This is a genomic window from Pedobacter sp. (assembly GCF_035566355.1).
Lineage (GTDB): Bacteria > Bacteroidota > Bacteroidia > Sphingobacteriales > Sphingobacteriaceae > Pedobacter.
This window is the reverse complement of the sequence record NZ_DATMRL010000298.1, coordinates 1-5,866: the sequence shown is the minus strand read 5'-3', so window position 1 is coordinate 5,866 and position 5,866 is coordinate 1. Positions and strand designations below refer to the sequence as shown.

The 5,866-nt window shown below is 42.1% G+C and carries 3 protein-coding genes; all 3 read left to right on the top strand.

Going from position 1 to position 5,866, the window contains the following annotated elements:
* A partial coding sequence (locus VNZ46_RS11845) for a TonB-dependent receptor (protein ID WP_325560350.1) occupies window positions 1-3,059 on the top strand: 3,059 nt, incomplete at its 5' end.
* A gap of 11 nt (window positions 3,060-3,070) precedes the next feature.
* Window positions 3,071-4,588 (top strand): RagB/SusD family nutrient uptake outer membrane protein, encoded by a 1,518-nt coding sequence (locus tag VNZ46_RS11840; RefSeq protein WP_325560349.1) that lies wholly within the window; start codon window positions 3,071-3,073, stop codon window positions 4,586-4,588.
* 1 nt (window position 4,589) lies between these two features.
* A partial coding sequence (locus VNZ46_RS11835) for a fibronectin type III domain-containing protein (protein WP_325560348.1) occupies window positions 4,590-5,866 on the top strand: 1,277 nt, incomplete at its 3' end.

Below are 5,866 nucleotides of genomic sequence, written 5' to 3'. Positions count from 1 at the left end.
TTGATGAAAATGGCATTCCTGTACCTGGTGCAAGTGTTAAGGTGAAGAACAGTTCAAAAGGTACGGTAACAGATACCAATGGAAAGTTCCAGCTTGCGCTGGTCAAAGGAGATGTATTGCTGATCAGTTATGTAGGATTTGAAACCAAAGAAGTTACCTACACAGATGAGGCCTCTTTAAACATTACACTTAAACAGGTTAACAATGCTCTGGGAGAGGTTGTTGTGATTGGTTATGGTGCTGTAAAACAAAAAAACCTGACCGGTGCTGTGGTACAGGTTAAAGGTAAGGATCTGAATACCAGTGTGGCTTCCAGTTTTCAGCAAACTTTGCAGGGAAAGGCTGCCGGGGTTGAAGTGGTACAGCCTACAGGACAGCCAGGTGCGGGTGTTACCGTTAAAATCAGGAGTAATCCTTCTTTTGCCAACGCTGGTGTTTTATATGTAGTGGATGGTGTTCCTGTTAATGATGCGGCTGGACAGCCTGATCTGGGGGGTAGTGTTGGAGAGTCCAGATATGTAAAGGGTGGGGTAGATAAATCTCCTTTAAATTTTATCAATCCAAATGATATTGAGTCTATCCAGTTTTTAAAAGATGCAAGTTCTGCCTCCATTTATGGTGCCAGGGCAGGAGCTGGTGTGGTTTTGATTACTACAAAAAGAGGTGCAGATGGTAAAGCAAAAATTGAATATACCGGATCTTATGGTATACAGACTGTAGATAAAATGTACCCGGTTTTTGGTGAGCAGGATTACATGATGCAGCGCAACTTACTCAAGCAGGAGATCTGGTACAGGGATAATAAAATTGCTCCTTATTATGGAACTGTTCAGGCGGGTACTGTAGCTCCATACACGCCTGTTTTTTCGCAAGCTCAGATTGATGGAGCATCTAATAACAACCCATCTGCTATGGATGCCATTGTAAGAACAGGCTATACACAACAACACAACCTGTCTCTTTCTGGTGGTAATGGTAAAACCTCTTATTTTGCATCTGGGAATTACTTTGATCAGAAAGGTGTGCTCATTGGCACCGATTATAAAAGATATAATGGCCGTTTAAATATAGATCAGGTGGTTTCTGATAAAATTAAGATTGGTGCAAATATTATTGCTTCCAATTCTGATGCTGACAATACTGTAACAGGAGGTCAAAATGAAAATGGTGGGATTGTCACGGCTGCCATCTATTGGGCACCTTCTGTGTCTTTGAGGGGTGCGGATGGTAGCTATCCGTTAAGTCCTTATTACCCAAATATTCCCAATCCTTTATCTTATGGAACTGTTACGGATAAAACAAAATCTACGCGTTTATTAACCAGTGCTTATGGAGAATGGACGATTGTTGACGGATTAAAAGCAAAGGGAAGTTTTAGTCTGGATCAGTCTAATGCTAAGCGCTCATCTTACTTTCCGACCACCTTTTTATATGGGGCGCAGGCCAATGGATCTGCAAGTATTTCTGAATCAGACAGCCAGTCTAAATTGTTTGAATACACTTTGTCTTACAACAAGAGTTTTTCTGAAAAACACAACCTGAATGCAGTGGCAGGTTATACCTATCAAAGAACAGATACTGAGGGTTTTAATGCTGGTAATCAGAATTTTCTTTCTGATGTTACTCAATACTATTCGCTCCAGTCCGGACAAGCCGATAAGCCTACGGTAGGGTCGAGTAAGGGACAACTAACCTGGGCATCTTATTTTGCAAGGGCAATTTATACCTATAATGGTAACATCACATTACAAGCTTCAATTAGAAGAGATGGAGCTTCTCTTTTTGCAGAGAATAAGAAATGGGGTTATTTCCCATCTGTATCTGCGGGATGGGTATTGTCTGATGAAACTTTTTTAAAGTCTGTTAAACAAATTTCTTTCCTGAAATTGCGTGCAGGTTATGGTGAAACCGGAAATAGCTCTTTTGAAGGTGCGGCTTTCCCGAAATACGGTCCTGACCGAAGTGCTTATTTTGGTTCTGGTAGCCTGAATACAGGCGTTTCTTTGACCAGAGCTGCAAATCCTGACCTGACCTGGGAAACTGCTGCCGAAATTAATGTTGGATTGGACTATGGTTTGTTTAGTGACAGGATTACAGGATCATTTGACTACTACAACAAGACTATCCGCAACCTGATTGCTTATGTGACTTATCCAACAGGGTTTGTTATTAATGGTGTATATACGAATGCTGGTAAAACCAGGTCCAGAGGTTATGATATATCCTTGCAGACCAAGAATATCATCTCTGAATCTGGAGATGGTTTTGCCTGGTCTACGAACCTGACTTTTTCTCACTATCTGAACTATTGGGTGCAAAGGTCTCCCCAGGCTTTGGCGGTACTGGAAAAATATGGGGTTCCATCCGGTAGCGGTGCTTTATTCAATCCTTTTGTTGGTTATCAATCTGCCGGCCTTTTCACTGGTCAGTATGGAACAGCACCAAGTCAGATGCCGGGAATGCTTCCAGGGGGCGTGATCCTAAAAGATATCCATGGTTATGATGCTGCAGGTAATCTTACTGGCCCTGACGGAAAGATCACTGCGGCGGATCAAATGTATATCGGAAACCAGGATCCTCAGTTTAATTTTGGAATAGGCAACAAATTTAGTTATAAGAATTTCGACCTGAATATTTTCATGTCGGGCCTTAAGCAAAAGAAATGGTCTCCATATAATGCCGGACGAGCCAGTGAAAGAACAACCAATGCTTATGGTTTTAACGCAATGCCAATTTCTGCAAGCAGGTGGAGTTTTCAAAATACAGGGGGTAATTTCCCAACTGCGTTGTATGATGCCAGTTATGGAGGTTACCAGGATGGTTCAGATTACTGGCTAGTCAATGCAACTTTCTTGCGCTGCAGAAATATCACGCTTGGCTATTCTTTACCGGAAAAACTAATGCGCAGACAACATATATTTTCAAAGGTAAGAGTGTCATTTGATATGCAGAATCCTTTTACGATTACCAATTACCCTGGACTTGATCCGGAACTGGATACATCGAATTTTTATCCGATGGTAAAAAGTTACGTGTTTGGTGTCAATGCTTCATTTTAATAAAAATCGTCATGAAAAATCATATATATACAAAATTGTCTAAATCATTATTCTCAGCCTGTTTAATGGGGTCTGTACTTATCTTAGGTTCTTGTAAGAAAAATTTAGATTATGTTAGTTATGGAGATCTGAATTCTGTAGTTAAAACTGCAGCTGGGGCAGGAGCTGTAACAAGTGCCGCCTATACAGGGCTTGCAGGAGGTGGAGATTGGCAAGGTGGCTGGACCGCTGGCACTTATGCCTGGAGAACACAAGCGATGATGACCACTGATGAAGGTGTTTGTGCCTGGGGAGGTGATTGGGTAAAAATGAATAGTCTGAATTATAATCCTGACTTTGATTGGGTTACCCATAATTATAAAAATTACATGCCTTACATCTCCAGAATCGCTATTAACCTGGATGATATACAAAATATCACTATGGATGAAGGTCTGAAGAAACGTTATATGGCGGAATTAAAGGCGCTTCGTGCACATTATGCCGAGTTAATTTATTTCAATTACGGACCGGTAAACATCGTTACTGACCCAAAAATTGCGGCAGATCCCAATGCCCCGGTTTTGGCAAGGCCAGCAAGTTCAGTTACGGTAGCACAGATTGAAAAAGACTATCTTGAAGCTATTGATGTATTACCTGATCGTTTTACTGGCGGCGACTATGGACGTTTCTCTAAAGCAGCAGCATTAACTGGTTTGATGAAGTTGTATATGCATGAGAAGAACTGGGCAAAGGCGGTAGAGGCTGGAATGAAAATCAAAACCGAGGGATATGCGCTTCAGGACAATTATGAAGATAATTTCAGTATTGCCAATAAAGGGGGTGCATCGAAGGAGATCATTTTGGCTATTGTATGTACGCCGACCGGTGGAGATCAGTACACTAACATGTGGCTTGCTCATTCGTTGCCTGCAGACTACAAGGATCCTTCGGGGATCAACCTGACCGCCTGGGGCGGATATAAAATGCCCTGGAAAACTTATGATAAATTTGATCAGACAGATAAAAGACTTAAAGTGCTGTTGCGCAAATATCCCATCGGAAAAGATGCGAATGGAAATGTAATCTACAAAGATGCCAGGGCAGATGGACAAATTGGTGCTGTACCTATGAAATTTGCACCTGATCCTTCTAAAGCAAATGCACAGAACAGTGGTGTTGATTTTCCGATATATCGCTATGCTGATGTGTTGCTGATGCTGGCTGAAAGTATCAATGAAGCCAATGGAGGGCCTAATGATGAGGCCTATAGTGATATCAATGCGGTTAGAAACAGGGCCGGACTGGCGAACCTGACTTCTGGCTTATCGAAGGCGCAATTTCTGGCTAAAATTCAGGATGAACGTTTATTTGAGTTATGGTCGGAAGGTTGGAGAAAGGACGATCTGATTAGATGGAACTTGTTTACCCAGCGTGCGGCAAACGATGGTTCGGGAACTGCAGAAGCCTTTAAAGTATTACTTCCGCTCCCAAGAGTGGTGGTTAATCAAAGTAACGGAGTGATTAAACAAAATCCAGGATACAATTAAAATGAAGATTCTATTCTTTTTATTTTTTATCACTGCAGGGGCTGTTGCGCAGACCCCTGCAGCTCCTTCAAATTTGAAAACCTTGGGTACCAGAAGCTGGATCCGGTTGGAATGGACAGACCGGGCTTCTGATGAGCGAGGTTTTAAGGTGTATTGGTCTGAGCAGAACCAGAAACCGCTCAGTCCTGGAGCGACAATAGTTGATGGAAAGCAACGATATTATATACAGGGGCTGAAAGAAGAAACCCTGTATTATGTGTGGCTGGAAGCTTATAACAATGCTGGTTCCAGTAAGCCGCTTAGCGTTAAAGTAAACACAACCAAACAGTGGGAATTGGATAAGGACGAACTTAGGAATCTGGATATTGCCAGTTCCAGTGCTGTTCCTGCCGGGATGGAGATTTTCTGGAATGATGAGTTTAATGATGATTTGCTGAACCGGAATAAGTGGAGCACCAACTATTATTCTAACATCGATTATCTCAAAAAGGACAATTTATCGCTCATGCAGCAGAATAGTTTGCCCCAGCCAGGTATGACTTTTAATGGGCACAGCATTAATTTATTTACAAACGACTCTGTCCCTTTGAAAAGCTTTTATCCGGAAAGTGGCAGAAAAATTTCTTCTATCCAAACTTATGACTGGCGGACAAATGAGAATTATCTCGACAACAGCCATGGGGGGTATTTTGAGGTTAGGGTTAAACGGAGCAGCACCGGGAATTCTAAAGGGATCAATACAGCTTATTGGTTTGACTCACCAGGACCGGATTTGAAGAACTATTTGCAGCAGGGAACGATCTTGGATGGTGTAAAAGGAATCCGTCCAAAAGGCCAGGTTTTTGAGATTGATGTGTTTGAAAATCTGGATGCTCAGTTTGTATTGCACGGGCATGTAGATGAACATGGGGCTTTTTTGCATAACCTGGCTACAGATATTGCCGAAGGCTTTACCCATGTTGATCAATGGGTAACTCATGGTATACTTTGGACGCCATCGAGCATTAAACACTACATTAATGGCAAGCTGATCAAAGCTTATGACAATAAAAATCAGATCTATTCGCCCAATCATTTTATGAATGTTTTTCTGGGAAGTTATGGCGCGGGAGGGCAGGTAAATATGGAAGTGGATTACATCAGGGCTTATAACTGGCCATTAGAAAATGGGAACGAGTTGCCTAACCCAGGGTTTGAAGCCAATACAACTTTGCTGCCCTGGGATGGGAGCGGAACATTATCTGCTACTGCTGCCAGAAAGGGGCAATATGGGTTATT